This is a genomic window from Microbacterium sp. gxy059 (assembly GCF_050958665.1).
In the GTDB taxonomy this organism is placed as follows: Bacteria; Actinomycetota; Actinomycetes; order Actinomycetales; family Microbacteriaceae; genus Microbacterium.
In genome coordinates, this window is record NZ_JAMXWT010000008.1 from 103,664 (window position 1) to 130,360 (window position 26,697).

A 26,697-nucleotide genomic window follows, 5' to 3' on the forward strand; every position below is an offset into this window, starting at 1 on the left:
ATGGTCAGTGGACGAGATGGAACTGGCGCAGCAGCTCCGCGCGATGACGGGCGAACTCGTCGGAGGCGCGGTTGCGCGGGAAGGGGAGGTCGATGCGCTGGACGTGCTGCACCCGGCCGGGGCGCGGCGCCATCACGACCACCCGGTTGGCGAGCACGACGGCCTCGTCGATGTCGTGCGTGACGAGCACGGCGGTCGTGTGGAACCGGCGCCAGACGTCCTGCAGCGCGTCCTGCATCTCGATGCGGGTGAAGGCGTCCAGCGCGCCGAACGGCTCGTCGAGCAGGAGCACCTCGGGGCGCGGAGCGAGCGCACGGGCGATCGCCGCCCGCTGCGCCATCCCGCCCGAGAGGCTGTGGGGGTACGCGTCGGCGAACGCCTCGAGGTGCATGAGCTCGAGCAGCTCGTCCGCGCGCTCCGCGGCCTCCGCACGGGTGCCGCGGAACCCGAACAGGATGTTCTCCCGCACCGTGCCCCACGGCAGCAGCCGATGCTCCTGGAACACCATGCCCCGGTCCGCGCGGGGGCCCGTCACGGGGCTCCCGCCCACGCCGACGCGGCCGGTGTACTGCGTGTCGAGCCCCGCGATGCTGCGCAGCACGGTCGACTTGCCGCATCCGGACGGGCCGATGAGCGCGACGAACTCGCCGGCCTCCACCTCGAAGGAGACGCCGTCGAGGGCGGTGACCTCCCGTCCGCGCGACCGGAAGACCCGGCCGACGTCCTCGAGCTCGATCCTGAGGCTCATGCGCTCATCTCCCTCTCCACGCTGTCCCGCCATCCGAGCGCCCTCCGCTCGATGAGGCGCACGATCGAGTCGACGATCTTCCCGACGGCCGCGAAGACGATGAGCGCCGCCAGCACGATGTCGACGCGGACGTTCTCGCGTCCCACCTGCATCCAGTGGCCGATCCCGCTGTTCGCGCCCGTGAGCTCCGCGATGACGAGCGCGAGCCAGGCGACGCCGAGCCCCAGCCGCACGCCCTGGAGGATGTGGGGAAGGGCGCCGGGGATGATGATGCGGCGGAGCATCTGCCCGGTCGAGAGCTCGTACATGCGGCCGACCTCGACGAGCTTGCGGTCGATCCCGCGGATCCCCGCGTACATCTCGATGTACACGAGGAAGAAGGCGGCGATCGCGATGAGGAGGATCTTGGGCAGCTCGCCGAGGCCGAACCACACGATGAACAGCGGGACGAGCCCCATGATGGGGATCGTCCGGAGCATCTGGAACGTGGGGTCGAGGAGCCGCTCGGCCGTGCGCGAGAGCCCGGTCACCGCGCCGAAGAGCAGGCCGAGGACCGCCCCGACGCCGAAGCCGAGGAGCCAGCGGCCGACGCTCACGCCGAGGTCGGAGAAGAAGCTCCCGTGGATCATCGCGTCCCAGAGCGTCTGGACCACGAGCACGGGAGACGAGAAGAGCACGGGGTTGATCCACCCGGCCTCGTAGGCGCCCCACCAGAACAGGACGATCGCCGCGGGCACGATCCAGCCGAGGGGGACGCGTCGCGGCCCGCGCGTCGAGACGGCGCGTCGCACCGGTCGGTCGGTCTGCGTCGTATCGAGCCCCAGCGCCATCCGGGCTGCCTCCCCGCGGTCGTCCGTCGGAGGGCCTCACGGCGCCCTCCCGAATCCGCTCAGGCTGTCAGCGCCGACGCTCCCCGCTCAAACACGGCGTCACAGCGGGAATATCCGGAGCGGGGTGCTACTCGTCCGAGCGCAGCGATCCGGCGATCTCGACGAGCTCCTCGCGCGACAGCTCGGCGTAGTCGCCGCGCAGCACGAGCGAGGTGATCTCCGCGCTGCGCGGCCGGTCGAGCTGCACGATGACGACCGGCTCCTCCCACGAGCGCGAGACGTTCGTCGCCTCCGTGTACTCCTGCTCGAACACGACCGCCTCTCCTGCGGGAAGGCTGATCTCCTCCGGGTCGATCGGATCCGAGATGTCGTCGATCGTCCGGTACCGGCCGTGGTGCCCGTTGGCGCGCACGTCGCCGCCCGTCTCGCACCCCGGGCTGTACCCCTCGAGGGTGAGCTCTCGGCCCATGGCGTAGCGGACGGAGACGCAGCCGTCCTCGGCGGGCCCCGTCTCGATGCGGGTGATGCCCGTCCCCGCCGGCACGCGCATCTCCAGGCCGACGTGCTCGTCGGAGATCGCGATCCGCGTCGTGTCGGGCGCCACGAGGAAGACGACGAGCTGGAACGCCGCCCACAGCAGGACGGCGAGCGTCACGATGCCCGCGACGATGAGCACGATCCGCCTGCCGGACGACAGGCGCTTCCTCGCGACGGGCGCTTCCGCGGACATGGTCGCTCCTCTCCGACGGGCGGCACGGGTCGACCCCACCCTACGGCGCCTCAGTTCAGCGCGATGATCCCCGCGTTGAGCGTCGCGGCGAACACCAGCCACAGGAGGTACGGGACGAGGAGGAGCGCGGCGGCCTGCGATCGCCGCGCCGCGAGGGCGATGAGCACCATAACGATGGCGATCAGGGCGACGATGTCGATCATCGCGAGCCACCACGCGACCTCGCCGATGAGCGGGTAGGCCGCGAAGAAGAGGGGCGTCCAGAGCGCGTTGAGCATGAGCTGGACGATGTAGAAGCCGGCGAGCACGCGCCCGAGCCCGTCGTCCTCCTCGCGGACGCGGCCCGAGCGCCAGAGCAGGAAGCCCGCGAGGGCGATGAGCAGGTAGAGGATCGACCATGCCGGCCCGAACACCGCGCCCGGCGGGTTCCACGGCACCTTGTCGACGTCGGCGTACCACCCCTCGACGTTGCCCATCGTCGCGAACGAGCCGCCGACGGCGATCACGGCGACGACCGCGAGCAGGCCGACGGCGACGGCGATCTGACGGGAGACGGGAACGGTGCGCGTCATGACAACCTCCGAGGTCGGGGGATCCCCTGGCGGATCGCGGCGATCTGACCTCACCCTGTCATCCGCGCCGTTCCGAGGGAAGGGCCGCGTCCGTCAGCGGCGCAGCGTGTCCTCCGACACCACCACTCCGGGCAGGAGCGGGATGGGCGCCATCACGCGCGGGGCCCCGTCGACCCATGCGGCCGCGATGCCCTCCGCCTCCAGCTCCTCGACGCTGAGGACGATGTCGAGCAGGCGGAACGAGACGTCCCCGTAGCGCGCGGCGGCGATCTCCTGCACGCGGTCGGCGGTCGTCGCGTGCACGAACCCCTCCTCCTCGAACGGGACGCCCCGCGTGGCGGCCTCGCAGAGGCCGTAGGCGCGGCTCATCTCCCAGTCGTCCTCGATCGCGATGTGGTGGATCTCCTGCGCCATGGTGCGCACCCCCTCTCAATGAAACGAGATCGTTTCCTTTGCTCTCGGGTATCCCCATGCCTGCGAAGAGGGGACGCCCCACCGCATCCGATCGAGCCGAGCGCCGCGAGCGGGTGCGCGCCATGATCTCGCGCATCCTCATCGAGCAGGGGCTCTCCGCCCTCACCTTCGATCGGGTCGCGGAGGCCGCGCGCGTCGCCAAGCGCACCCTCTACGACGACTTCGGCGACCGTGCGGGGATGCTGCGCGCCGCCGTCGAGAGACAGCATCGGTACCTGCACGCGGATCCGCCGGTTCCGGACGACCTCGTCGATGCGGCGATCGCCCTCTCGGCGGACCTGCTGCGCGACGAGGCCGTCGCCCTGCAGCGCGCCGTCATCGCGGCGGCCGCCGACCATCCGGAGATCGCCGCGGAGTTCTACGCCTCGGGCCCGCGCGCGGCGCGGCGGTTCCTCGCCGCGCGCATCCGCTCCGGCGACCCGGAGGGCGATGCCGAGGCGCTCCTGTCCCTCCTCCTCGGCGAGCTGCACCGGCGACGGATGCTCGGCGTCTCGCCCGCGCCGGACGCGGCCGAGATCACGCGACGCGCACGGCGGGCCGTCGCGCTCGCGGTCGGCGCCGCCAGCCGCTGAGGGGACGACGGCGCCGAGGCGGAGGTCAGGACGCGGTCGGCTCCGCGTCCTCGTCTGGCGCGGGCGCCGTGCGGGCGACGCGCAGCTGCGCGATCCGGCGCCTCTCGACCGCGGTCACCTGGATCGTCGCGCCGTCGACCTCGACCGCGTCGCCGACGCGCGCGAGCCGCCCGAGCCGCTCGATGACGAATCCCGCGACCGTGTCCGATGCGCCGCGCGGCAGGCTCAGGCCCGTCGTCTCCTCGAAGTCCTGCAGGTTGAGGCGGCCGTCGACGAGGCCGCCCTCGGCGCCGAGCTCCGTCGGAGCGGACTCCGTGTCGTACTCGTCGAAGATCTCGCCCACGACCTCCTCCACGAGGTCCTCGAGCGTGATGATGCCGTCCGTCCCGCCGTACTCGTCGACCACGACGGCGATCTGATCGCCCCGCGCCCGCATGCCCGTGAGCGTCGCCATCACGAGCGCGGTGGACGGGATGTAGGTGATCTCGCGCGTCACGTCGGAGAGCGAGGCGCCCTCAGGGGCGTCGAGGAGATCCCGCACGTGCACGAAGCCGGCGATGTCGTCGATGGACGTGTCGACGACCGGATAGCGGGAGTACGGGAGGCCGTGCACGCGCGCCGCGGCGTCCGCGGCGGACAGCGACGCGTCGAGGGTCACGATCTCCGGTCGCGGGCGCATGACCTCGCTCACCTGCCTGCCCCGCAGCGAGAGGACGTCGTCGAGGATCCGCCGCTCGTCCGCCGGCAGCCCCTCGTGGCTGGAGACGATGGACCGCAGCTCCTCGTCGCTCATCTCCTCGCCGGTCTTCTCCGGGTCGCCGCCGAGCAGGCGCACGACGGCGTTCGTCGACACGGACAGGAGCCAGATCACGGGGCGCATGAGCGTGGCGAACCCGCTCACGATCGGCGCGACCGCGTACGAGAAGGCGGCGTTGCGCTGGATGGCGAGGCGCTTCGGGGCGAGCTCCCCGAGGACGAGCGAGAGGTAGGCGATGAGGAGGGTGAGGATGACCGTCGCGAGCACCGAGGCGGCCTGCTCGGCCATGCCCCATGAGACGAGCAGCGGCGTCATCGCCGGCGCGATGGACGAGGCGCCGTAGGCGGCGGAGGCGAATCCCGCCACCGTGACGCCGATCTGCACCGCGGACAGGAACGTGTTGGGGTTCTCCGCGAGCGCGGCGACCTTCTGTCCGCGTCTGCCCCTCTGGGCGAGGGCGTCGACCTGACTCGCCCGCAGCGTGACGAGCGCCATCTCGGTCGCGGCGAACACGCCGCCGACGAGGACGAAGACGAACACCAGCACGATGTTCAGGAGGAGGTCGCCCATCATCGGAGGGACCTGCTCGCGCGCGGGGATGCGCCCGGGGTCACCCGGGCGCTGGGTTGATGGGAATCCGAGGAGTCTCCGGAATGCGTCATCGCCTCAGCGTAGGCGATCCGGCTGTGCCCCGACGCGCGTCGGCCGGGTCCGCTCGGGGCGACGGCCGTCGCGCAGACCGCCGACAGCGGATACCCTGGCGCCGCACCGTGCTGATCCATCCACAGAGGGAAGAACCATGCGCGCACTCCGTCACCAGTCCGTCGCCATCGCCCAGCCGGCCGACGCGGTCTTCCGCGCGGCCCTCGGGACCGTCCAGTCGGCCAAGGGCACGACGATCCTCGCCGTGCACAACGAGGGGCGGAAGCTCGTCGCCCGAGAGAAGTCGATGATGTCCAACCCCAAGCTCGTGCAGATCTGGATCGAGGGCGACGAGACCTCCGCCGAACTGAACGTCGCCGTCGGGTCGGATCCGCGCTCGCCGAAGGCCCTCCTCGACGGCAAGGCGAACGAGAAGTCGCTGGCGAAGCTCGTCGAGGCCATCCAGTCGGGAGGCGCCGCCCCGACGCCCGTCGCGAACCACTACCTCGTCAAGAAGACCGAGGTGCCGTGGACCGACCCGGCCGAGGATCCGCAGATCGAGCTCGACGGCACGCTCCTGGCCCTGTACGGGCGCTGACCCGCTCCCAGCGGATCCCTCGGCGGCCCCGGATACCGTGGCCCGGTGACCCCGCGCCTCCTGTTCCGCATCGTCGCCGTCGCCGAGCTCATCACGTGGGCGGGCCTCATCGCGGCCCTCGTCCTCCGTGCCACGGGCGTCACGGACGGTGCGGTGAGCATCGCCGGCGGCGTGCACGGCTTCGCCTTCCTCGCCTACTGCGCCGTCACGATCTTCACGTGGGTCGACCGGCGCTGGAGCGCGGCGACGGGCCTCGTCGGGCTGGCGGTCTCCGCCGTCCCGTTCGCGACGCTGCCCTTCGACCTCGTGATCGACCGGCGCGGGCTCCTCGGCGAATCCTGGCGACTCGGCCCCGGCGGGGAGACGCCCCGCGGTCCCCTCGAGCGCACGCAGGCCGCCGTGCTGCGCCGCCCGGTCGTCTCGGCCGTCGTCGCACTCGCCGCCATCGGCGTCGTCTTCGTCGCGCTGCTCTGGATCGGCCCGCCCGTCCCCCGCGCCTGACGGACGACCGGCGCGACCCCCTTCCGGGCGTCGAGCATCTCCGTTACCGTGCACGGATGACCGCGCACCTCTCCGACCCCAGGACCCTCCACCGCAGCGCCGGATTCCCGAAGGACGAGGGAACCCAGCCCGGACTGACCGACAACACGCACCCGCGCCCGGATCACGGCGAGGACTCCTACGCCGGATCGGCGCGGCTGACGGGTCGACGCGCACTCATCACCGGCGGCGACTCGGGCATCGGACGCGCCGTCGCCATCGCGTTCGCGCGCGAGGGCGCCGACGTCGCGCTCAGCTTCCTCCCCGACGAGCAGGAGGACGCCGCCGACACGGCCGCGCTCATCGAGGACGCCGGACGGTCGGCCGTGCTGCTCCCCGGAGACGTCGGTGACGAGGAGGTCGCGGTCGGCGTCGTCGAGGAGGCCCGTCGCCGGCTCGGCGGGCTCGATCTGCTCGTCCTCAACGCGGCGTATCAGAAGCAGCGCGCCGAGGATGCGGGGATCCCCACGGCCGAGTTCGATCGCGTGATGAGGACCAACCTCTACGCGCCGTTCTGGATGGCGCGCGAGGCGATCCCCCACCTGCCCGCCGGGGCGTCGATCATCGTGACGACGTCGATCCAGGGCTTCTCTCCCTCGCCGGACCTGCTCGACTACGCGATGACGAAGGCCGCGCTCGTCGCGTTCGTCGAGGCGCTCGCCGAGCAGCAGGGTCCCGCGGGGATCCGCGTCAACGGGGTCGCCCCCGGCCCCATCTGGACGCCGCTGATCCCCGCGACCGGGTGGCCGGACAAGCTGCCCGAGTTCGGGCAGGACACTCCCCTGGGACGCGCCGGGCAGCCCGCGGAGCTCGCCGGGGCGTACGTCTATCTCGCGTCCGAGGAAGCCTCCTACACCGCCGGGACCATCCTCGCGGTCACGGGCGGAAAGCACCTCTGAGCAGAAGAAGCGATCATGGTCGACCACACCGAGCCCACGACGACCCACGCCGAGTGGGGCGCGGGGGATCCCACCCTCATCGTCATCTCCGACGAGCGCCGGATGCGACACCCCCTGACCGAGGACGAGCTGACGATCGGATCCGGGGCGGGCTGCGGACTGCGACTCCCGGACATCGACCCGCTGCACGCGACGGTCGTGCACGATGAGCGCGACGAGTACGTGCTCACCCTGCACGGCGAGGGGACGATGAACGCGAACCCGCTCGCGGCGGGCACCCACCCGGACGACCGGAGCGAGACCCTCCGCACCGGCGCGCAGTTCACGGCCGGCCCCTGGACCGTCGTCTTCACGCGCGAGGAGTTCGCCGATCACGGACGTCCGTTCGCGGGCCGCGAGGGCGGCGAGCTCTCGGACCAGCCGCCGCAGCCCTCGCGGCCGGACTACGCGGAGGGCGAGTCGCCCGACTGACGCGCGGCCCCGCATAGTCTGGGGCCATGAAGTCGCCGGTGCCCGGATACCTCTCCCGCGTCCTCGCGTCCTCGTCCGCCTCCTCGGGCGGGGCCGTGGCCGACTACATCCCCGAGCTGGCGGGGGCGGATCCCGATCATGCGGCGATCGCCCTCGCGACGGTCGACGGCACCGTGTACGCCCAGGGCGACGCCGACCTCGCGTTCTCGATCCAGTCGATGTCGAAGCCGTTCACCTATGCGCTGGCGCTCTCCGATCGCGGCATCGACGGGGTCGGCGAACGCGTCGGAGTCGAGCCGTCTGGCGAGGCGTTCAACGAGATCTCTCTCGAGCCCGACACGGGGCGCCCGCGCAATCCGATGATCAACGCCGGGGCGATCGCGACACACGGTCTCGTCTCCGCGTCCTCCCCCGAGGAGCGGCTGGAGCGCGTCGTCTCCTGGTACTCGCGGTTCGCGGGGCGTCGCCTCGACATCGACGAGCAGGTCGCGCGCTCGGAGCTCGGCGAGGGTCACCGCAACCTGGCGTTCGGACACCTGCTGCGCTCGTTCGGCATCATCGACGGCGATCCCGTTCCCGTCGTCGAGGGCTACATCCGGCAGTGCGCCGTGTCTGTGACCGTAGAGGACCTCGCCCTCATGGCGGCGACGCTCGCGAACGGGGGCGTGCACCCCCGCAGCGGCGAGCGACTGCTGGATCCGAAGCTCGTGCGGCACGTGCTGAGCGTCATGATGTCGTGCGGCATGTACGACGCCGCCGGCGACTGGCTGACGACCGTCGGGATCCCCTCGAAGAGCGGCGTCTCGGGCGGGATCGTGGGGGTCCTGCCCGGCCAGGTCGGCCTCGCGGTGTTCTCGCCGCGGCTCGACCGGCACGGCAACAGCGTGCGGGGCGTGACCATGATGGAGCGCCTGTCGGAGGACATGAACCTGCACCTCATGGATGCCGCCCGCCCCGCCCGCTCGGCGATCCGCGACGTCCGCCGCGTCGAGATCCACGGCGAGGAGACCACCGCCTACGTGCTGCACGGCGACCTCGTCTTCTCGAGCGTCGAATCGCTCATCCGCCGTCTCGTCGAGGATCCGCCGACCACGCGCTGCGTGGTCTTCGACGTGGATCGGGTCGACGAGGTCGACGACGTCGCGCGGCGAATGGCCGTCGAGGCGGCGCGCTCGCTCATCGACGACGGCCACGAGCTCGCCCTCGCCGACCGGAACGGCGTGCTCGGCGAGAGCGGCCTGCCGGCGAGCACGGCCGATTGATCCCGGACCCCGGGGCGGCTACGCTCGCCGCATGGTCTTCGCGAACGTCGGCACGCTCGGCGCGGAACCCGGCCGGGCCGACGAGCTGATCCGCATCCTCGTCGACCGCAACGACGCCCTCGCGGCGGTCGGCTGCCTCGCCTACGAGGTGGGCCGCACGGACGACGACCCCGACACCGTGTGCGTCGTCGAGCTGTGGGAGAGCGCCGAGGCGCACCGCGCGTCGCTCGAGCTGCCCGAGGTGCGCCGCGCGATCGAGACCGCGCGTCCGCTCCTCAGCGGCGAGTTCGGCGGCTTCCGCTTCGACGTGGAGGGCTCTCCCCTGCGCGACGACTGAGCGACGCTCGCACCGGCGACGACGTCAGCCGACGCTCACGAGCTGGAGCACGAGGCTGATCACCGAGGCGAGCACAACGCTGCCGAAGAAGAAGCTGAGCAGGGTGTGGCCGAGGACGGCCGCGCGGATGCGCGAGGTGCGCACGTCCGAGTCGGACGTCGCGAACGAGGTGCCGACCGTGAACGCGGGGTAGGCGAACTCGATGTAGGCGGGGTCGTCGCGCGTGTGGAAGTCGATGGGCGGCTCCGACCCGCTCTCGCCCTCGTCTTCGTCCTCGTAGAAGAGGGCGGCGTATCGCAGCATGAAGGTCAGCTGGATCAGGGTCCACGACCCGAAGACGGCCGCCCGTCCGATCCCCGCGTTGATCGCGCGGGTGAGCGGATCGAAGCTCGCGGCGAGCAGCATCGCGCCCATCCCGGCGACCGACGCCAGCGCCGCGACGATGTGGAGCGCGTCCCGCACCGCGCGGCGTGGATCCTCGCGCTGCGCGTGCCGACGCGTCTCGACCGCGTCCAGCCCGCCCACGGAGAGCGCCACCCACAGCACGTGCGCCGCCACGAAGGCGATCCACCCGACGAGGGCGGCCGTGAGCCACGGCAGGGACCCCGTCCCGTCCGCGGCGGGCGACAGGAGGAACCAGGTCGCCAGGCCGGCGCCGACGCTCACGACGACCGCGCCGAGGAACCGGTTGCGGTCCCTCAGTCAGAATAGGCGTGCGCGGGTGCTCATGGGGCCGTCCTGGCAGGGAGGGGCCGTGATCGCCCGGCGGCGCTCTGCTCGTCGGATGCGGCGCGGATCCCCGAGGCGCGGCCGCGTCCGGCGACGCGGTCCGTCGCGTGGGCGGCGCCTGGACGCCGACCGTGCATCGCTACCTGCGCCACCTCAGGCGCGCAGGGATCGACGGGGCGCCGGAGCCGCTCGGCTTCGACGGCGCGCACGAGCGCCTGACCTTCATCGAGGGCCGCGACTGCGACGCCGCTGCGGATCGGGCATGCGCCCGCGCCCGCGAGACGGCCGCGGCTGGCGCCGCGGGAGCAGGCGCGACCGTCCCGCCCCGGCTCAGCGGCCGGGACGGAACGGTCGAGGTCTCAGACGCGCTCCGCCCTCATCCGCGCGGTGCGGCGAGCGCGCACGGCGAGCACGACGCCGCCCGCGAGCAGGCCCGCAGCGAGCCAGGCGATCATCGCATCGGCCACGCCGCCGGTCGGCGCCAGGTCGTCGGGGTCCTCCCCCGTGCCCGCCTGACCCCCGCCGGAACCGTCCGGATCGTCACCCGCACCATTCGAGTCCTCACCGGAACCGTCCGAATCATCACCGGATCCGCCCTGGCCGCCGCCCGAACCGTCCGATTCATCGCCCGCGTCGCCCTGGTCGTCGCCCGAGTCGCCCTGGTCATCACCCGCATCATCCGAGTCGCCCGGCTCCTCACCCGGGCCGTCCCCGGCCGCGGATGCCGTGATGCGGATCTCGTCCGCTCCGGCGGCGGGCCCGAACAGCGTCGGGTCGTCGGGCACGAAGGCCAGCGCGTACGCGTGCTCTCCTTCTTCATCCGGCGTCACCGCGGCGGTCGCCGAGCCGTCGGCGACATCCGCACGGGCGATCTCGTCACCGGATCCGGCCTCGGAGACCACGATCTCCCCCGCGGCGCCGGGATCCACCGAGACGGCGATCTGGACGGTCTCCCCGACCTCGACTGCATCCGGGGCCTCCCCGCTGACGGCGGGGACGACCGGGTTGACGACGTCGGTGGCCACCGCGAACACGTGCATGTTCGGCGCGGACGGCAGGACGATCTCGGCGAGGACCTTGTCCTCGGGCACCGAGACGGGGGCCGTGGCGTACACGCCGCAGCCGATGTGCTCTGCGCCGGTGCCCTGTCCGCGCTGGCCCGGCTTAGCGACGGAGATGTTGCCCTCCGACGGGCTCCCCGTGCACCAGTCGCTGAGCTCGACGGCCTCCTCCTGCGTCGTTCCGTCGGAGAACGCGAGCGTGAGCGTACCCGACGCGGCGTCGTTGTTGGCCGATCCGATCAGGCTGATGCTCCGGGTCCGCTTGTCGGAGAGCGGCACCTCGATCGTCTGGCCGTCGGCGCGGACGTTGTCGGGCTCGCCGGGCGCGACCGCGGGCAGGACGAAGGTCAGATCCGTTCCCGGAACGGATCCGCCGGCGCCCTGGATGAAGCCGCCGTCCGCGAGCAGGTCGCGCAGCAGGTAGTTGCCCTGGCCGTCGAAGTCGGCGTTCGCCTCGCCGACGTCGCCGATGCCGACGTTGTCGAAGGCGGGGGCGAGCCACGCCTCGTCGGCGATTGCCACGGTGACGGCCTGCTCGACGCTGTGGCCGGCGTCGTCCGTCACGGTCGCCGTGACGGGGTAGCGCCCCGACACGAAGCCGTCCGCCGCCCGCACCGTCACCGGCACGCGCGCGACGACGGGAAGTCCGCCGGATTCCGCCTGCCAGACCTCGGGCTCGCTCTCGACGGAGATCGCCGACGAATCCGACTCGAGCGAGATCGTTCCGCTCGCCTCGCCCTCGCTCTGGGCGATGACCGCGACGTCGAACGTCGTGGACTCCCCCGGCGCGACGACGGGCACGGCCGGGTCGGCGGCCGTCATCAGCCGCGAGGGCGTCTCCGTCGGCGGGTTGAGCGCGCCCGGCGCGCTCCCCTCGCCGGTCGCCCAGTCCGAGGGATCCGCTCCGACGTCGAAGGAGATGACGCCTGCTCCCGTGAGCTCGGATCCGCGAAGGTAGCCGCGCTCGAGAGGCGCGTCGCCCACACGGACCGACTGGATGTATCGCGCGTCGTCCGACACCCCGGGTGCCTCCACCGTCAGAGAGGAGGCGCCGGCGTACTCGCTGTCGAGGGCGATCTCCACGGAGGGGAAGGCGGGAGTCGCGAGCGCCCAGACGTCGTCGCCGGGGACGGCCGGGTAGATGCCGATGGAGGCGAACACGTACCAGGCCGACATGGTGCCCAGATCGTCGTTTCCGGTCACGCCGTCGGGGCCGTCGGTGAAGAGGGTCCGAGCGCCCCGGAGCACGTCGGCCGTCTTCCACGGCTGGCCCGTCCACAGATAGGCGTACGGCGAGTGCAGGCCGGGCTCGTTGTTCGGGTTGTAGGTGTCCTGGCCGTAGTAGTCGTACGTTCCGTTCACCCACCGCTCCCGCGCGGTCGTCTCGGGATCCTCGACGAGCTCGTCGTAGACGAAGAGGTCGTCGAGACGGCTCTCGGCGGCCTCAGCGCCGCCGAACACGTCGATCAGCCCCGGGTAGTCGTGGGGGGCCATCCACGCGTACTGCGGGGAGGTCCCTTCGTGGAAGCCGTCCGTGTGCGCCGGGTCGGGGTCGCCGACGAAGAACCCCGACCGGTCGCGCGGGCGGAAGCTGTCGGTGGTCGTGTCGAAGATCGCGCGATAGTTCTGCGCGCGCTGGGCGTACCGATCGGCGTCGTCGTCGTGTCCGAGCTCGCGCGCCATCATCGCCAGCAGCCCGTCCGAGAGCGCGTACTCGAGGGTGGCCGAGGCACCGTGGTGCAGGTCGTAGTCTCCCGGGCGCCCGTTCTCGTTCGGCTGATGGGGAACGTAGCCCTGCTCGAGATACACCGGGTTGCCGACGCGGCCGTTCGCGGGCGACTCCTCCGGCGGCAGGTTGTCGGCGTTGTGCGACAGGATCGCGTAGGTCTCCTCCTCGTACCCCTCCAGGAGCCCCTGCTTCCAGGCGCTGACGAGGAACGCGGTGCCCGGGTCGCCGGTCATGACGTTCGTCTCGACCGGCCCGTACCCCCAGCGCGGCAGCACGCCGTACTGCTCGGCGGCGGTGATGAGCGAGAGCGCCATGTCGCGGGACTCGTCCGGCGCCAGCAGGAAGAGGAGCTGCTGCTGGGTGCGGTAGGTGTCCCACAGCGAGTAGTTCTGGTAGTAGGTGAAGTCGTCGGCGACGTGGATCTCGCCGTCCCACCCGCGATAGCGCCCGTCCGCGTCCGATCCCGTGTTCGGAGCGAGGAAGCTGCGGTAGAGGGCGGAGTAGAACACCCGCGCCTCGTTCTCGTCGTCCCGCGGCACGTCGATGGTGCGCAGGCGCTCCTCCCACGCCGCGTCCGCCGCGACCCGCGCCTCGTCGAAGGTCGCGCTCTCCGCGGCGAGGTTGCCGACGGCGCCGTCGGCGTCGACGTAGCTGAGCGAGGTGACCGCCTCGACGGTCTGATCCGAGGTGGCGTCGAAGGTGACGTATGCGCCGGTCCGCTCGCCGTCCGCCGACGCGCCGCCCTCCGAGACGTCGTCTCCGTCCCATGTGCCGTGCGCCTCGAACGGCCGGTCGAACGTCGTGCGGGTGTGCACGGTGAACGGCTCGGTGTCCTGGCAGAAGCCGCGGGAGGTGATCGTGGTGTCGATCGTCGTGTCGTCGACGATCTCGACCGACGAGTGGTCGACCCGGTTGAGCGCCTGCCCGGGGTTGATGAGGACCTTCGCGTCATCCGTCTCGGGGAACGTGTAGCGCTGCACGCCGGTGCGCTCGGTCGCGCTGAGCTCGACGTCGATCTGCCCGTCCGGCGCGTCCAGCTGGACGCGGTAGTAGCCGGGCGCGGCTTCCTCGCCCTCGTGGCTGTAGGTCAGCGCGTAGTCCGCGTTGTTCGTCGACTCGATGTCGCCGGTGGTGGGCAGGACGGGCAGGAGCCCTCCGATGGGGCACCCCACGCCGGAGATGTGCACGAGGGAGAATCCGCGGATCCGGTCGTTGCCGTATTCGTAGCCGACGCCGTGGCCGTTGTCGGGCGAGAACTGCACCATCCCGAAGGGCACCGCGGCTCCCGGGTAGGTGTTGCCGTCGTCCTTCGTGCCGATGAACGGGTTGACGTACGACGTCAGGCTGACGTCGTCGTCCGGTTCCTCCGCGGCGGTCGCCGTCGGCGCGGCCAGCGCGCCGGCGGCGGCGATTCCGAACACGGCCGCGGCGGCGACGAGGCCGCGTGCGGCGCTCCGTGATGTACGTCGAAACATTCCTCTTCCTGTCTTCGATGGGACGCCGGTGTCGGCATCGAGATGCGAATGCGCGGTCAGTCCTGCTCGCCGCCGAGGGCGGCCGCGCCCCGTCGGCGCGTCATGCCGGGCGCGACCAGGGCGATCGCGCCGGCCAGCAGCAGGGCGATGCCTGCGGCGATCGGCCAGGCCACGTCGCCGCCGGTCGGGGCGAGGTCGTCGCCATCCCCCGGGGTCGTTCCCTCGCCGTCGCCGTCACCGCCGGGGCCCGTGCCGGGAGGGCCGGACGGATCGCCCGGCTCCGCGGGGTCGGCCGGGTCCGTCGGATCACTCGGGTCGCTCGGATCCGTCGGATCGGCGGGGTCGGTCGGATCGCCCGGGTCGCCCGGGTCGGTGGGGTCACCCGGATCCGTCGGGTCGGTCGGATCCGTCGGGTCCGTCGGGTCGCCCGGATCCGTCGGGTCGGTGGGGTCGCCTCCGTCGCCGTCGGACGAGAACGTGTGCGACCACTCCGTGGTGATCCCGGGGGCGAAGACGTAGCCGTCGGCGGGCTGCGCGACGACGGTCACCGTGCCGCTGGCCGGGTGGGCGCCGGGCTCGACGACATCGCCGTCGACGAGGAAGTCGACGCCGTCGACCGACGGCACCGTGTAGGCGTCGTTCTCCGTTCCGGGCTCGTCGGCGAAGACGACATCGGGGATCTCGGAGACGACGACCGGCTCGCCCGGTGCCTCGTCGCCCGCCGAGCTCGCGAGGGTGAACACGTGCAGATCGTCGTTGGTCGGGAAGGTCACGCCGGTGATGAGCGCGCCGTCCGGCGCCTCGACCCGATCGGTGGCGAAGACGAAGGCGCGGTCCTTGTCGCCGTTGCGACGGTCCATCTGGGCGATCGTCGTGTTGCCCTCGACGGGCTCATCGTCGTCGGTGGGGAAGATCCAGTCGCCGAAGACGAGCTCGACCGTCATCGTGGATCCGTCCGACAGCGACAGCACGGCGTCTCCGGTCTGGGTGCCGTTGGTGGCGGTGCCGAGGAACGCCAGCGCGGACGCCGGCTCGGCGAGGGTGATCTCCTGCCCGTCGGCGGTCAGCGTGTCGCGCATGCCGGCCGGCACGTCGGGCCACGTGTAGCTCAGGTCGTGGACCTCGCCCTGCTCGCCCGGCGCCAGGCCGACCTCGGCGAGCGCCTGCCGCGACAGGCTGTTGCCCTGGCCGTCGAGGTCGCCGGGACCGGGATTCGATTCGTCCGCGCTGCCCACCGTGTTGTAGGCGGCGAAGAGACCGTCGGGATCGACGGCGCGCAGGGTCACGGGGGCGACGGCGGCGCCGTCGTCGGCGGACAGCGACAGCGTGCGGAAGCCGTCGAGGTCGGCGGGCACGTCGATGTCGACCGTGCCGTCGGCCCGGCCGGCGTCGTCGACGTCGAGCTCGACGGACCCGAGCACGTCGCCGCCGTCGATCGACGCCTCGACCCGCACGGGGCCCTCTCCGCCGTCGAAGCGCTGCACCGTGACGGGCACCTCGCCCGACGCACCGGGCGCCACCGAGACGTCGCTGACCGAGGATCCGATGATGAGGTCGTTGCCGCCGTCGGTCATCGACGGGGGCGCGGAATCGAGACCCGTCCCCCAGTCGGACTCCGGCGAGGATTCGAGCGCGTACTCGACGACGCCTCCGTCGCGCCACAGGTCACCGGGCAGCCACGTGTTCTGCAGCTCTTCCCCGTCGTATGCCGCGCCGGCGATGTACCGCTGACCGGAGGAGGCGCCGGGCGCGAGGATCTCGACCTCCCGGTCGCCGAGGTCGAAGACCACCCGGTCGAATCGGGGCGTGTTCAGCGCCACGATGTCCGACCCCGGCGTCGCGGGATACATGCCGACCGCGGCCCACACGTACCAGCCGCCCATCGCACCGAGGTCGTCGTTGCCCGGCTTGCCGTTCGGGTGGGGCTGGAAGGAGCTCTCGATCACGGCGTCGACGAGCTCGCTCGTCCGCGAGGGCTGGCCGATGTAGTCGTACAGCCACGGGACGCCCAGACCCGGCTGGTTTCCGATCCATAGGTGGTCGGAGTTGCCGCCCGTGTTGTGCTCGGAGGTGAACTCGTCGAGCATCGCACCCATGGCGTCCGGCCCGCCCAGCGCCTGCGAGAGCGCCGCGACGTTCTGGGGAACGAGCCAGGTGTACTGGAGATCGGTCCCCTCGTCGAAGCCGGCCTGGCCGAATCCTCCCTCCGACGGGATCACGAAGGATCCGTCCGCCGTCCGCGCGGCCGCCCGCTGGGTCGCCGGGTTGAACACGTTCTGCCAGTACTGGGCGCGCGGCACGAAGTCGGCCGCCACGTCGTCGTGCCCCAGGCGGCCGGCGAACTCGGAGATCGCGTAGTCGGCGATCGAGTACTCGAGGGTGGTCGAGGCGCCGACGATCTGGTGGTCTCCGCGGAAGGGCTCGGTCTGGGGGCCGTATCGGAGATCGAGGTACGACTCGATGCCGGGGCGCTGCTCATAGCCGTTCGCCGCGGCGCCGGGTTCGTTCGCGCCCTTGAGCATGTACTCCAGCGCGGTCTCGGTGTCGAAGTCGTCGGCGCCGAAGGCGTGCATCGACGAGATGAGCGCGGGGATCGGATCGCCCGTCATCTGCCCCGTGTAGTCGTTGGCGACGGGCCACTTGGGCAGCCATCCGCCCTGCTCGGCGTTGTTGACGAGGGTCTGCGCCATGTCGGACGCGACGCCAGGGTCGAGGATCGCCTGGAGCGCGCCGAGCGAGCGGTAGGTATCCCACCCGGCGTAGTTCGCGTACTGCGTGTGCCCGGGCTCCACCTCATGGATCTCGCCGTCGAAGCCGATGTACCGGCCGTCGGCGTCGTTGAACGTGCTCGGGAAGAGCTGCGCCTGATAGAGCGACGTGTAGAACATCGTCAGATCGTCGGCGTCGGACTCCGAGACGCGGACCTTGCCGAGATTCTCGTCCCACGCCGCCTGGTTGTCCTCGACGACCTTCTCGAAATCCCAGTCGGGGATCTCCGCGTCGAGGTTCGCCTGCGCGCCCTCCGCGCTCACGTACGAGATGCCGACCTTGAGCTTGACCGGATCCAGCTCCTGCCCCGGTCCGAACTCGAGCCACGCGCCGGAGCGCTTGTCGTGCGCCTCGCGGCGGAGGTCCTGCTTGTCCTCGCCCTCCCAGGTGCCGAAGTGGATGAACGGCTGGTCGAACTCCATGGCGAAGTAGAGCGTGTGCTGGTTGTCGTTGCCGCAGAATCGGCCGGACGTGACGGATCCGGTGAGGGTGTCGTCGCCGACGATCTCGACCTGCGAGTCGGAGACGTCGGCGAGAGACTCCCCCGCCTTGATCAGGATGCTGCCGTGATGCGGGCCCTCGAAGTCGAAGGTCAGCGCTCCCGCGCGGGTGGTGGCGGCGAGCTCGACCTCGGTGGATCCCTCGTCGTGGGAGTCGAGCGCGACCTGATAGCGCCCCGCCTCGGCGGTCTCGTCGTCGTGGGAGAACGACGAGGTGTAGTCCCACGGCTCGTCGCCGAAGTCGCCGATGGCCGGCATGATCGGCACGTCGCCGAAGACCCAGCAGCCCGCGGACGCGTGGGTGAGGCTGAACCCGCGGATCTCGTCGTGCTGGTATCGGTACCCGGCGTAGGCGCCCGGGGTGTCGGGCGACAGCTGCATCATCCCGTAGGGCATCGCGACCCCGGGGAAGTTGTTGACCTCGGCGACCGCCGGCGAGTTGCCCGCCTCGCCGGTGCCGATCATCGGATCGACGTACTGCACCGGATTCTCGACGAGATCAGGGAGATCCCCGGTATCGGCGACCGCCGCGCCACCGCAGAGCGCAGCGCCGCCGAGCACCGCCGCGACGCCGATCGCGGTCGCCCTCGTGAGGTTCTTCTTCGTACCCATCGCACGCTCCATCGCTTGGGGGCCGTTGCGGACGCCGACACTGGCGCCGTCGAGGAGGTAGACTACTCAGGGGCTGACAGCGCTGTCAATAGGTGGATGCGCGCATATCGACGCGATGGCGGCGTCATCGCGTCGATATGCGCGCGAAGGCATGCACCCGCGGGTCACGCCCGGCTCGGGGCGCTTTCTGCCCTCCCGTAGGTGAGATATCCCTCGTCTCCCGGCGTGTAGAAGGTGTCCGGATCGGCGGCCGTGAGGGGGGACACCGGAACGCAGGCGCTCGGGCAGGTCGGGATTGGCGAGGAAGGCCCGCCCGAACGAGATCAGATCCGCCCCATGACCGAGCCACCGCTCCGCGTCGGCGAGCGAGGACGGGTGGGCGCTGTTCGTCGACGAGGGGTTCACGATGAGCGCGCCGGGCCAGAAGCGCCGGAGGTCGCGGAGCACCCCCTCGTCGGGACCCGCCGCGAAGTGCACGTACGCGAGACCCAGCGGGGCGAGCGCCGTCAGCAGGGCGCGATACAGCTCAGGCGCGTCCGACTCCCCCGCGTCCCAGATGCCGGCGCCGGGCGAGAGGCGGATCCCGACGCGGTCCCTTCCGATCGCGTCGACAGTCGCCTCGGCCGCCTCGACGGCGAATGGGATGCGCCCCGCGATCGTTCCGCCGTAGCGATCCGTTCGCTGATTGGCCGTGTCGGAGAGGAGCAGGGCGATCAGGTAGCCGTTGGCACCGTGCAGTTCGGCCCCGTCGAAGCCGGCATCGACCGCGCGACGGGCGGCGTGCGCGATCGTCGACGCCAGCCCCGGGATCTCTGCCGTGCCGAGCGCGCGCGGAACCGGCGCAGGAGCAGGCCCCGTGGGCGTGAGCACCCGGACGTCACGCGCGGCCAGCGCCGACGGCGCCTCGGGATGGTGGCCGGTCGTGTCGGGGTGGCTGATGCGACCGGCGTGCATGATCTGGGCGAAGATCCGTCCGTCGGCGCCATGGACGGCGTCGGTCACGCGCCGCCACGAGAGCGCCTGCTCATCGGTGACGAGTCCGGGCTGCATCGGGTTGGACTGGCCGGCGGCGCTGGGCTGGATTCCCTCGGTGACGATGAGGCCGGCGCTCGCGCGCTGCGCGTAGTAGGCGGCCATCGAGTCGGTCGCGAAGCCCTGCGCGTTCGAGCGCAGACGTGTCACCAGTTCGTTCCTCACGCCCAACCCGTCTTACGGGGGATCAGGTCTCTGGCGGCGCGACTTAGTGCAGACGATCGAGCTCCGCTTGCTCCGCCCAGGACAAGCCTGCGACGCTCAAGATGACCTTGGCGACGATGGCCGCCGCGTCTTGTGTCTCGAGGCGGAGCCCGCGCAGCACCGAGCGCGCCGTTTCCTCGATGAGGAGGGCGAGCACCTCTGGCAGCACGTCTTGGCGGAAGACACCCGATCGGACTCCGTCGTTGGTGATCTCGCGGACGCGACGCCGCAGTGGTTCGAGAGCGCGAGCGGTGTCGGCGACGTGGTGGTCGTCGAGCGCGATGTTCGCCAGGGCGCGCACCGTCGAGACCTCGTGCCACAGACCCACGGCTATGCGGGCGAGGGCGATACGCGGGTCCGTGTCCGCGTTGGCCTCGGCGATGAGGTTGAAGCGTTCCGCGCCGATGGCGATCACTTCGCGCAGCAGGCTTTCACGGTCGGCGAAGTGCCCGTAGAGTGCACGCCGGGACAGGCCCGCCGTATGTGCGATCGCGTCCAGCGAGGCGTGCGGGTTCTCGGCGAGAACCGTCTGTGCGGCGTGGAGCAGCGCTTCGTGGTTGGTGGCGGCGTCGCGACGGCGGGCGCGTGGTGGCGGCGTGGCGCTCGGCGACGGAGAGTCGTCTGTGGGCATGTGAACGCTCATATCGCCACTCACATCAGCTTCGTCGACTCGAGGGCCTCAGTCAGGCCACGGTTGTAGGCCACCAGCGGACGTCGCAGGACGAGCCCGAGGAGGAGCGCGGGAAGCACGAACAGGGCAAGCATCCCGAGTGAGATCCAGAAGTCGGCTGCATAGACGCCCGCGATGGCCGATCGCATGGCTCCGATCGCGTATGTCGCAGGAAGGAACGGACTGATGTTCTGGAACCACTCCGGCACGAGCTCCAGAGGATACGCTCCTCCCGAACCAGAGATCTGGATGACCAGCAGCAGCACGGACAGGGCTTTCCCGGCGTTGCCGAAGGCGACCACCAGCGTGTAGACGATGAGCGTGAACACGAGCGACGTGACCCAGCCCGCCAGGATCATCAGAAGCGGATGCGCAGGTTCGATCTTGACGAAGAGGATGAGCCCGAGCGTGACGAGCGTGCTCTGCGCGAGACCGACGAGCGCGAAGATGCCGTATCTTCCGAGGTACTTCCGCGTCGGCGTGAGCTCGGCGCGGCCGGGAAGCGTCTCGCCGTTGACGTCGGCGCGGATCGTCACCGTCATCAGCAGAGCGCCCACCCACAGGGCGAGGATCGTGTACAGCGGAGCCATGGCCGCGCCGAAACTCCCGACCGGGAACGCGGCGATGCGGTCGACGCCTACGGGGTCGGCCAGCGACGCGGCGAGGACACCAGGATCGGAGCCGATGATCTCGCTGAGCTCACTCAGATCGCCGGTGTCAGCCGCGTCGCCCAGTGCCCGTTCGATCTCGTCGAATCTGTCGGCAGTGTCGTCGAGCGAGTCGGAGAGCCCCTCCGTCACGGTCTTCGCGCCGTTCATCGTCGAGAGCACCGAACCGGATGCACCCGAAAGGCTCGATGACATCTCGTCGATGTCCGCACGCAGCGCGGAGATGTCGGATCCGATGTCTCCGAGTGTCGACGACAGTTGGTCCAGCTGCGGCTTCAACCCGTTCGTGTAGGCGCTCTGTGCGTCCCCGATCGCGCTCTGGGCGTCCGCGATCGCCTCCTTGATCTCCTGATGGGAGCTCTGCGTAGATTCGTTGCCCTCCTCGACGTCGCGCGCGGCCTGTTCGAGGCGGTCGTGCACCGCCTGTTGACGTGCGATCGCATCGTCGAGCGCGTCGACGACCGCGTCGAGGCTGCCCTGTGCGGACTCCGGCAGAGCGGGGGCGATGTCCGTCTCGACGGTGTCGCGGAGGGACTCATACCGGTCGATCTGGTCCTGTACGCGATCGGCGAGGGTCTCGAGCACCGTCACACGCTCTCCGCTGAGCGTGTCGAGTTCGGAGTAGAGGTCATCGATGCGATCCCCCACCGTGTCGTAGCTCGACGCGGTCGCCGAGAGCGCCTGCGTCACCGACTGCGTCGCGGTACGCAGCGTCGATCGGAGCTCGTCCACGGCCTTGCTCCCGCTGCCGACCGCGTTCGACGCGTCGTCGAACGCGTCGCCGGCGCCATCGACCAGACTCGACGCACTGTTCACCACCGGAATGCTCGACTCGATCAGCGTCGTGAACATGTCCGCCGTCTGCGCGCTGGAACGCAGCTGCGTGGACACGTTCGCGACGCGCGCTTCCAGGCGGGTGAGAGCAGCCTGGGTATCCGCGTCCGTGAGGTAGTCGGAGACCGAGGAGGTCAGGCCCAGGGCGATCTCGCTGAGCGTCTGCGTGAACGTCTCGGCGATCAGGGACGAGACCCCCTCCGCGCCCTGCTCGGTGATCTTCGGAGCCAACGCGTTCTTCTTCTCGTTGGTGAACAGCGCGATGTCCGTGTGATCCGCCCCATCGACGTAGAACGTCATCATGTCGGTGCTGAACGACGGCGGGAGGACGATCGCCGCGTAGTAGTCGCCCGACCTGGTTCCGTCGATCGCATCCTCTTCGTCGGTGATGACCCAGTCGAGGTCGTCGTTCGCCCGCAACGCCGACAGCACCTGTTCGCCGACGTTGATGCGGATGGGCACGAGGTCACTCTCGTATCCCTCGTCGGTGCTCGCGACGGCGACCTTCAGATTGCTCGTGTTGTCGAACGGATCCCAGGTCGCGATCACGTTGAACCAGGTGAAGAGCGAAGGTATGACGACGAGGCCGAAGATGACGATACCGGCCATCACGTTCCGGGTCGCATGACGCACGTCGCGGAGCGTCAGGTCGAAGATGTCTCTCACGCGCGCTCCTCGCCTTCATCGGCGGGGCCGGTCTCGTCCTGCTCGTCGACCACATCGAGTTCGGTCGTCTCCGCGTCCGGATCCGGCTCGTCCCGTTCGGCGGGCTCGCCAAAGGCGAAGATCTCGTCGAGCAGATCGGCCTCCTCGTCCGGCCCCGCGGGGGCATCTCCCTCGTCGATCTCGACCGTCTCCGCGGGCACATCGATCCTGGTCGTCTCCGCTGACGCCTGCGCCGCGTCCTCCGCGAGGTGGCCTGCCCCCCCGGCGAGGATGACCTCTCGCAGCTCGGCGTCCTCCAGCGCCGCGACCGCGTGGGCGCGGGCGAAGCTCTGCTTGGTGTACTCGATGGCCACGAGGAACCCGATGACGAGCAGGCACCACAGGCTCCACAGACCCAGCAGAAGCGCCTTGCCCTCCGGGAACAGCCATGCGACGACAGCCAGCAGCAGCATGCCCGCAAGACCGACAACCAGCGTTGCCCGCAACAGCGTCGGATAGTGCCGGGTGAACGGCCGAGCCCGGCGGACGAGCTCGTCGCGGTACTCCCGACGGTCGGACAGCGCGTGGATCACCTGGCTCAGGCGGTACCCGGTTCCGGTCACCTGCACCTTCTCACCGATCAGGAGATCGGTCGAGGCGATCTCTCTGTTGAACAGGACGTGGAGGTTCGCCAGGCGGCGCCTCAGCACGAGGCCGAGCAAGAACGCGAGGGCGACGAACACCGCGAGCGCGCCCATGAACCGCCAGTAGTGGTTGCCGTAGAAGCCCGCGATCGTCTCGCGCATGGCATCGATGCCGTACGAGAAGGGCAGAAGGGGATAGATGGCTCTGAAGAAGTCCGGCATCATCTCGATCGGATACAGGCCCGACGCACCGGGAATCTGCATGATCACCAGCAGGATGCACAGCCCCCGACCGACATGCCCGAAGGCGACGCACAGGGCGTAGATGATGCTCACGTAGGCCAGCCCGATCAGCACGGCCGTGCCGACGAACGCAACAGCGCTCGCCGTTTGCACACCGATAATGAGATTGCCGATCGAGACGATCAACGCCTGGGCGACGGCGAGCATCGCGAACAGACCGAAACGCCCCAGATAGGCCTCGCGCACGCTCACGCCTTCGACGCCCTCGGTGTCGACCTCAATCTTGAAGATCACCATGAGCACGAAGGAGCCGATCCACAGCGAGAGGTTCGTGAAGAGGGCCGCCATCGCGGATCCGTATGACGACACCGGGAAGAGGATCTGCTCATCGACCTCGACCGGCGAGGCGATGAACTGCGCGATGTCGTCGGGGTCCAGACCGGTGAGGGTGCTCAACGCCCCCAACTCCGACGCGGCGACGAGCGCCTCGACGTCGGTGCGCGCCGTCTGAACGCTCGACTCGATGTTCGCGATGTCGTCGTCGAAGCTGCCGAGCGCCACCGAGGTCGACGCCAGCTGTGCATCGACCCCGAGCAGCAGTTCCCCCGCCTGCGCCAGCACCCGACGCTGCGACCCGACGGCGGCCGAGAACTCGCCGGCGCTCTCCGACAACTGCGACATCGCGCTGTTGAGCGCGGGCAGGTTCTCGGTGAGCGCTACGCGCAGGTCGACGGCGGCCGACTGCGTGTCCTGCATGGCACCGTCCACGGCATCCGCGGCCGTTTGAAGCGCCTGAACGGTCTCGGCCGCGCTGGAGCTGAGCTGAGACAGTTCTGAGAGGAGCTGTTGATCGGCCGCGTTGCGCTCTTCCAGGGCCTCGATCACACCGGACAGCCGCTCCGCCGTGTCCGGATCGAGGTCTGCGTCGTCGAGAACCGTCCGCAATTCGGCGATCGCCGCCTCGTTCGACTCCAGAACCCCCTGCAGATCCTCGATTGCGGCTTCCACCCGCACACCCGCGGCGTCGAGGCTCTGAGTCAGCTGCGTGACCGAGGTGTTCGCGCTCGACGAGGCGTCTGCGAGCCGAGTCGTTCCCTGCAGGTACGCGGCCGTCGCTGCGTCTGTGAAGTCGATCACCTGGGTCCGCGCCTCCGCGATGATCCCCTGCGTCTCGTCGATCGCCTGCTGCACGTCTCCCAGCGTCGCGTCGATGTCGCCCAGCGTTCGCCGGGTCGACGAGAGGGACTCGCGGGACGAGTCGATCCCCTGCTGCAGATCGTCGATGCTCTCCCGTACGGAGGCGAGTCTCTGCGCCGTGCTGTCGAAGGTGTTCAGTGCACGATCCTGTGCGTTCAGCAGTCGCTGCTGCGCATCGTCGCCGGCGTCCCTGACCGCCTCGCTCGCGGCGGACGCGACCTCTTCGGCGAAGGCGGACGTGATCTGCCTGTCCAGCTCCGTGGCCCCGACGTCGGTGATCTTCGGCGCGATAGCGCTGGATTTCTCGTTGACGTAGTACTGCAGCGCCGGTTGGGTGAAATCACCGGTCGTGATGCTGAGGAGGTCCTCGCTGAAGCCTGCTGGGATGACGATCGCCGCATACGCGTCGCCGCGCTGGACTGCCTCGAGCGCTTCCTCGTCGGTCATGAAGTCCCAGCCGAGATCGTCGTTCCCCCTGAGCTGCTCCTCGACCTGATCCCCGATATTGACAGCACCTGTCAGATCGGACGTCGCGCCCTCATCGAGGTTCGCCACGGCGACGCTGACATTCTCCGTGTTCGAATACGGGTCCCAGAAGGCGCTGATGTTGAACCACGCGTACAGCGCCGGGGTTATGAGAACCCCGATCACGATGATCCACGCCTTGCGTACGCGGGCGAGTCGGCCGACGTCGCGCGCGAACACCTGCCAGCTCTTCTTCACGTCATCATCGTACATGAAACATGCACATCGATGTGCACAATGAGGAGCTGTGGCCTCGCCCGCCGTTCTTCGAAAGGCTCCTCGGGCGTGCCTGCACGCAGTCGCCCTATCGGGAGGCCGCCCTCCTCACACGCAGCCGCACCGGTCGCTCACCAGATGGAGAGGAACCGGTGCGGCTGGGGCACAGCTACAGACCGTACCCGGGCGGGGTCGCCCGGGTATCAGGCGAGCGCGTCGTCCTCCCTCTTGCGCTGGATCGTGTCGGCGAGTTCGGGGACGAGGCCGAAGTCGGTGAGGAGTTGTCCGATCTGGGTGTGGTCGAGCCGCTTGATGATGCGGTTGCCGACGAACTTCGGTCCGGGGAGTTCCACGGTCTCGCCGTCGCGCAGTCGCGCTGTGGCCTTCAGCAGGAACCGCAGATCGTACGTGGAGTTGAACACTTCGGGTACCCCGCGGTCGATGCCCAGCAGCTGGTGGGTCTGCTGCATGAGTAGGTGACATCTGATCTGGCTTGCCCGGGAGGGCTGGCCTGGAAGGATGGCATCGTGCCTAAGCCTTATCCGACTGAGTTCCGTGACGACGTCGTGCGCATCGCGCGGAATCGCGAGCCCGGCGTGACGATCGAGAAGATCGCGAAAGACTTCGGGGTTCACCCCATGACGCTCACGAAGTGGATGCGTCGCGCCGATATCGACGAGGGCAACAAGCCGGGGCAGACCCGAACGGAGACAGTCGAGCTGCGGGAAGCTCGCAAACGGATCCGGCTGCTCGAACAAGAAGTAGAGGTCCTCCGGCGAGCAGCCGCGTATCTGTCGCAGGCGAACCTGCCGGGAAAATGATGTACCCGCTCGTTGCCGAGCTCGCCGCGGACGGGATTCCTGTCGCGGTGTCGTGCCGGGTCCTCAAGCTCGCTCGCCAGCCCTACTACCGGTGGCTGAAGGCCCCGATCACCGATAGCGAAGTGGTGGAGGCGTATCGCGCGAACGCGTTGTTCAACGCGCATCGCGATGACCCGGAGTTCGGGCATCGCCTCCTCGCTGACGAAGCCCGCGATGCCGGTGAATCGATGGCTGACCGGACTGCGTGGCGCATCACGTCACGCAATGGCTGGTGGTCCGTGTTCGGGAAGAAGCGGGGCAAGAGCGGGAGAAAGCCCGGCCCGCCCGTTCATGATGATCGTTGCGCTGTTGTTGATGAACACGGTCGCGCCCGGGATGTGTTCGCCGCGACGCGGGCGAACGAGTTATGGCTTGTTGACATCACGGAGCACAAAACGAGTGAAGGCAAGCTCTATGCCTGCGCGATCAAAGACGCCTTCTCAGGGCGCATCGTGGGCTACTCGATCGATTCCAGGATGAAGTCTCGTCTGGCTGTCCAAGCCCTCGAGAACGCGGTCCAGATGCGCGGTGATGTCGCCGGCTGCGTGGTTCATTCGGACAGGGGATCTCAATTTCGAAGCAGGAAGTTCCTGCGCGCGCTTGCTCGTCACCGCATGGTCGGATCGATGGGTAGAGCCGGTTCCAGCGGGGA

General features: G+C 70.0%; 23 protein-coding genes. 9 read left to right on the forward strand and 14 right to left on the reverse strand.

Annotated features, from left to right (window positions below; all coding sequences use genetic code 11):
- Positions 1 to 4: 4 nt before the first annotated feature.
- From NHL53_RS06985 to NHL53_RS07005, 5 genes are all read right to left on the reverse strand, one after another.
- Positions 5 to 748 (reverse strand): ABC transporter ATP-binding protein, encoded by a 744-nt coding sequence (locus NHL53_RS06985; protein WP_433776133.1) that lies wholly within the window; start codon positions 746 to 748, stop codon positions 5 to 7.
- Positions 745 to 1,578, reverse strand: a complete 834-nt coding sequence (locus NHL53_RS06990; protein ID WP_433776134.1) for an ABC transporter permease — start codon at positions 1,576 to 1,578, stop codon at positions 745 to 747. Before NHL53_RS06990 ends, NHL53_RS06985 begins: the two co-directional genes overlap by 4 nt.
- Positions 1,579 to 1,705: 127 nt before the next feature.
- Entirely contained in the window at positions 1,706 to 2,308 is a 603-nt protein-coding gene (locus tag NHL53_RS06995) for a hypothetical protein (RefSeq protein WP_433776135.1), read from the reverse strand.
- A 50-nt stretch (positions 2,309 to 2,358) separates the two neighbouring features.
- Entirely contained in the window at positions 2,359 to 2,880 is a 522-nt protein-coding gene (locus tag NHL53_RS07000) for a TspO/MBR family protein (RefSeq protein ID WP_433776136.1), read from the reverse strand.
- A 93-nt stretch (positions 2,881 to 2,973) separates the two neighbouring features.
- A complete protein-coding gene (locus NHL53_RS07005) occupies positions 2,974 to 3,294 on the reverse strand; it encodes a hypothetical protein (protein WP_433776137.1) in 321 nt (106 codons plus the stop codon).
- Positions 3,295 to 3,350: 56 nt separating this feature from the next.
- Between NHL53_RS07005 and NHL53_RS07010 the strand changes: the two genes are divergently transcribed.
- Positions 3,351 to 3,926, forward strand: a complete 576-nt coding sequence (locus tag NHL53_RS07010) for a helix-turn-helix domain-containing protein (RefSeq protein WP_433776138.1) — start codon at positions 3,351 to 3,353, stop codon at positions 3,924 to 3,926.
- Positions 3,927 to 3,951: 25 nt separating this feature from the next.
- On the opposite strand, the gene NHL53_RS07015 is transcribed toward NHL53_RS07010, so the two are convergent.
- On the reverse strand, positions 3,952 to 5,256 hold the full coding sequence (locus tag NHL53_RS07015) for a hemolysin family protein (RefSeq protein WP_433776139.1): 1,305 nt from the start codon (positions 5,254 to 5,256) through the stop codon (positions 3,952 to 3,954).
- A gap of 226 nt (positions 5,257 to 5,482) precedes the next feature.
- Between NHL53_RS07015 and NHL53_RS07020 the strand changes: the two genes are divergently transcribed.
- From NHL53_RS07020 to NHL53_RS07045, 6 genes are read left to right on the forward strand one after another with little or no spacing between them, the layout of a single operon-like run.
- Positions 5,483 to 5,923: a hypothetical protein gene (locus NHL53_RS07020; RefSeq protein ID WP_433776140.1), complete on the forward strand. Its 441-nt coding sequence runs from the start codon at positions 5,483 to 5,485 to the stop codon at positions 5,921 to 5,923.
- A gap of 45 nt (positions 5,924 to 5,968) precedes the next feature.
- Positions 5,969 to 6,424, forward strand: a complete 456-nt coding sequence (locus NHL53_RS07025) for a DUF3817 domain-containing protein (protein ID WP_433776141.1) — start codon at positions 5,969 to 5,971, stop codon at positions 6,422 to 6,424.
- Positions 6,425 to 6,480: 56 nt separating this feature from the next.
- Complete coding sequence (locus NHL53_RS07030) at positions 6,481 to 7,362, forward strand: SDR family oxidoreductase (RefSeq protein ID WP_433776142.1); 882 nt, start codon at positions 6,481 to 6,483, stop codon at positions 7,360 to 7,362.
- 15 nt (positions 7,363 to 7,377) lie between these two features.
- Positions 7,378 to 7,833: an FHA domain-containing protein gene (locus tag NHL53_RS07035; protein ID WP_433776143.1), complete on the forward strand. Its 456-nt coding sequence runs from the start codon at positions 7,378 to 7,380 to the stop codon at positions 7,831 to 7,833.
- Positions 7,834 to 7,859: 26 nt separating this feature from the next.
- Positions 7,860 to 9,095, forward strand: coding sequence for a glutaminase (locus NHL53_RS07040; RefSeq protein WP_433776144.1), 1,236 nt, complete (start codon positions 7,860 to 7,862; stop codon positions 9,093 to 9,095).
- A 31-nt stretch (positions 9,096 to 9,126) separates the two neighbouring features.
- The gene (locus NHL53_RS07045; protein ID WP_433776145.1) at positions 9,127 to 9,432 is read left to right on the forward strand and encodes a putative quinol monooxygenase; all 306 of its coding nucleotides are present in this window, start codon (positions 9,127 to 9,129) and stop codon (positions 9,430 to 9,432) included.
- A gap of 24 nt (positions 9,433 to 9,456) precedes the next feature.
- Here the strand turns inward: NHL53_RS07045 and NHL53_RS07050 are convergent, their stop codons facing one another.
- The 8 genes from NHL53_RS07050 to NHL53_RS07085 form a co-directional block, all read right to left on the reverse strand.
- Positions 9,457 to 10,098, reverse strand: coding sequence for a DUF1345 domain-containing protein (locus NHL53_RS07050; RefSeq protein ID WP_433776146.1), 642 nt, complete (start codon positions 10,096 to 10,098; stop codon positions 9,457 to 9,459).
- Between the two features lie 422 nt (positions 10,099 to 10,520).
- Positions 10,521 to 14,426 (reverse strand): GH92 family glycosyl hydrolase, encoded by a 3,906-nt coding sequence (locus tag NHL53_RS07055; RefSeq protein ID WP_433776147.1) that lies wholly within the window; start codon positions 14,424 to 14,426, stop codon positions 10,521 to 10,523.
- Between the two features lie 56 nt (positions 14,427 to 14,482).
- Positions 14,483 to 18,307 (reverse strand): GH92 family glycosyl hydrolase, encoded by a 3,825-nt coding sequence (locus NHL53_RS07060; RefSeq protein ID WP_433776148.1) that lies wholly within the window; start codon positions 18,305 to 18,307, stop codon positions 14,483 to 14,485.
- 66 nt (positions 18,308 to 18,373) lie between these two features.
- Positions 18,374 to 19,489 (reverse strand): alkene reductase, encoded by a 1,116-nt coding sequence (locus NHL53_RS07065; RefSeq protein WP_433776149.1) that lies wholly within the window; start codon positions 19,487 to 19,489, stop codon positions 18,374 to 18,376.
- A gap of 58 nt (positions 19,490 to 19,547) precedes the next feature.
- On the reverse strand, positions 19,548 to 20,174 hold the full coding sequence (locus NHL53_RS07070) for a TetR/AcrR family transcriptional regulator (protein ID WP_433776150.1): 627 nt from the start codon (positions 20,172 to 20,174) through the stop codon (positions 19,548 to 19,550).
- Positions 20,175 to 20,194: 20 nt separating this feature from the next.
- Complete coding sequence (locus NHL53_RS07075; protein WP_433776151.1) at positions 20,195 to 22,381, reverse strand: YhgE/Pip family protein; 2,187 nt, start codon at positions 22,379 to 22,381, stop codon at positions 20,195 to 20,197.
- Positions 22,378 to 25,167: a YhgE/Pip family protein gene (locus NHL53_RS07080; protein ID WP_433776152.1), complete on the reverse strand. Its 2,790-nt coding sequence runs from the start codon at positions 25,165 to 25,167 to the stop codon at positions 22,378 to 22,380. Before NHL53_RS07080 ends, NHL53_RS07075 begins: the two co-directional genes overlap by 4 nt.
- A 221-nt stretch (positions 25,168 to 25,388) precedes the next feature.
- Complete coding sequence (locus tag NHL53_RS07085; RefSeq protein ID WP_433776153.1) at positions 25,389 to 25,655, reverse strand: hypothetical protein; 267 nt, start codon at positions 25,653 to 25,655, stop codon at positions 25,389 to 25,391.
- Positions 25,656 to 25,712: 57 nt separating this feature from the next.
- Between NHL53_RS07085 and NHL53_RS07090 the strand changes: the two genes are divergently transcribed.
- Both NHL53_RS07090 and NHL53_RS07095 read left to right on the forward strand, forming a co-directional pair.
- Complete coding sequence (locus tag NHL53_RS07090) at positions 25,713 to 26,006, forward strand: transposase (RefSeq protein WP_433776154.1); 294 nt, start codon at positions 25,713 to 25,715, stop codon at positions 26,004 to 26,006.
- Positions 26,003 to 26,697, forward strand: a 695-nt coding sequence (locus tag NHL53_RS07095) for a DDE-type integrase/transposase/recombinase (protein WP_433776155.1), incomplete at its 3' end; no start/stop codon positions are given. The genes NHL53_RS07090 and NHL53_RS07095, both read left to right, overlap by 4 nt.

Bases quoted from the DNA above. Each gene is read 5' to 3' on its own strand.
- NHL53_RS06985 (WP_433776133.1), bottom strand. From the start codon at position 748: ATGAGCCTCAGGATCGAGCTCGAGGACGTCGGCCGGGTCTTCCGGTCG.
- NHL53_RS06990 (WP_433776134.1), bottom strand. From the start codon at position 1,578: ATGGCGCTGGGGCTCGATACGACGCAGACCGACCGACCGGTGCGACGC.
- NHL53_RS06995 (WP_433776135.1), bottom strand. From the start codon at position 2,308: ATGTCCGCGGAAGCGCCCGTCGCGAGGAAGCGCCTGTCGTCCGGCAGG.
- NHL53_RS07000 (WP_433776136.1), bottom strand. From the start codon at position 2,880: ATGACGCGCACCGTTCCCGTCTCCCGTCAGATCGCCGTCGCCGTCGGC.
- NHL53_RS07005 (WP_433776137.1), bottom strand. From the start codon at position 3,294: ATGGCGCAGGAGATCCACCACATCGCGATCGAGGACGACTGGGAGATG.
- NHL53_RS07010 (WP_433776138.1), top strand. From the start codon at position 3,351: ATGCCTGCGAAGAGGGGACGCCCCACCGCATCCGATCGAGCCGAGCGC.
- NHL53_RS07015 (WP_433776139.1), bottom strand. From the start codon at position 5,256: ATGATGGGCGACCTCCTCCTGAACATCGTGCTGGTGTTCGTCTTCGTC.
- NHL53_RS07020 (WP_433776140.1), top strand. From the start codon at position 5,483: ATGCGCGCACTCCGTCACCAGTCCGTCGCCATCGCCCAGCCGGCCGAC.
- NHL53_RS07030 (WP_433776142.1), top strand. From the start codon at position 6,481: ATGACCGCGCACCTCTCCGACCCCAGGACCCTCCACCGCAGCGCCGGA.
- NHL53_RS07035 (WP_433776143.1), top strand. From the start codon at position 7,378: ATGGTCGACCACACCGAGCCCACGACGACCCACGCCGAGTGGGGCGCG.
- NHL53_RS07040 (WP_433776144.1), top strand. From the start codon at position 7,860: ATGAAGTCGCCGGTGCCCGGATACCTCTCCCGCGTCCTCGCGTCCTCG.
- NHL53_RS07045 (WP_433776145.1), top strand. From the start codon at position 9,127: ATGGTCTTCGCGAACGTCGGCACGCTCGGCGCGGAACCCGGCCGGGCC.
- NHL53_RS07055 (WP_433776147.1), bottom strand. From the start codon at position 14,426: ATGTTTCGACGTACATCACGGAGCGCCGCACGCGGCCTCGTCGCCGCC.
- NHL53_RS07060 (WP_433776148.1), bottom strand. From the start codon at position 18,307: ATGGGTACGAAGAAGAACCTCACGAGGGCGACCGCGATCGGCGTCGCG.
- NHL53_RS07070 (WP_433776150.1), bottom strand. From the start codon at position 20,174: ATGCCCACAGACGACTCTCCGTCGCCGAGCGCCACGCCGCCACCACGC.
- NHL53_RS07085 (WP_433776153.1), bottom strand. From the start codon at position 25,655: ATGCAGCAGACCCACCAGCTGCTGGGCATCGACCGCGGGGTACCCGAA.